Consider the following 1,289-nt stretch of genomic DNA (forward strand, 5'->3'; position numbering starts at 1 on the left):
TTAGCTCTTTTTTGCCAATAAGCTCTTTAAGTTTACGGTTTTCTTCTTCTAGAGCTTTTTCTTTAGGCGTAGCCTTTTTATCCTTTGGCTCTGTTGCATTAATTACATTAAGCTGCTTCTTAAATGTAGATAATGTTGATGATGTAATTTCATATTTTTTGCATATTTGTGCATTAGTTAACCCTTTATTTAATTCTTCAACTATTTTAATTTTTTCATCTAAAGTATACTTTCTTCTTCCCATAGTTCTAACCTCCACTGTGTATTTTTATACTACCATGCTCGTTAGATTCTGTCGAAGGTTATTATGGGGTCAGAGAGATCTTCATTATCGCACGGACGATTCCTGACATGGAAGGTGAAGCACCAGTCTCTCTCAATAAGCGACTCGCATTCTTGAAGAAGCCGAAGATCGCTATCACACTCGGCGTGACATTCTTCATGTTTATCGGTTATTCGGTAATCAATACGTATATCACTCCTTTCTTGACCGACCTCATGCCAGGAATTGGACAGGAAATGAGCGTCATTCTCCTAGCCTTGGGCATTGCGAGCTTGATCGGCTCCAAGCTTGGTGGCCTCTTGGCGGATCGGATTGGCACTGTCCGCACGCTCGTCGGAGGCATGGCCATCCAAGTCATTGCCTTGGTGCTGTTGTCTTTAGTCCATAGATCGGTAATTGTCACCATCACGTTGCTCATTCTATGGATGATAGCTGTATGGACGTTCGGGCCGACCCAGAACTTTAACTTAGTCTCTCTTGCTCCGGAATCCTCTGGTATCATGCTTAGTCTGAACAGTTCCTTTGTACAGCTCGGCTTTGCTGCAGGCGCAGGCATCGGAGGAATCACCGTAGGAGCCTTGTCGATAATGGCTATCACTTGGATCGCTGCAGCCTCCATCGCGTTCGCTGCCATCGTCGCGGCCGTTTCCTCCGGAATTGCCAGTTCCTTCCTCAAGCACGTAGCAATGAAGTTCCACAATATGGCTGCCTAAAGAAGATACTAATACAAAAATACTTTTCTCTGTATAATAGCCAAATGAAAAGACGTAAATTAGGTAACAGTGGTTTAGAAGTATCTGCAATAGGACTCGGATGCATGGGCTCTCTGACCCCATAATAACCTTCGACAGAATCTAACGAGCATGGTAGTATAAAAATACACAGTGGAGGTTAGAACTATGGGAAGAAGAAAGTATACTTTAGATGAAAAAATTAAAATAGTTGAAGAATTAAATAAAGGGTTAACTAATGCACAAATATGCAAAAAATATGAAATTACATCATC

General features: G+C 41.7%; 2 protein-coding genes. One reads left to right on the plus strand and one right to left on the minus strand.

What is annotated here, in order from left to right:
- On the minus strand, window positions 1–244 hold a 244-nt coding region (locus tag RH99_RS18010; RefSeq protein ID WP_010234637.1), incomplete at its 3' end, for a transposase.
- 107 nt (window positions 245–351) lie between these two features.
- Between RH99_RS18010 and RH99_RS19075 the strand changes: the two genes are divergently transcribed.
- Window positions 352–996, plus strand: coding sequence for an MFS transporter (locus RH99_RS19075; protein ID WP_206771408.1), 645 nt, complete (start codon window positions 352–354; stop codon window positions 994–996).
- The last annotated feature ends 293 nt before the right edge of the window (window positions 997–1,289 follow it).

This window comes from Clostridium arbusti SL206 (genome assembly GCF_000246895.1).
GTDB lineage: Bacteria > Bacillota > Clostridia > Clostridiales > Clostridiaceae > Clostridium_I > Clostridium_I arbusti.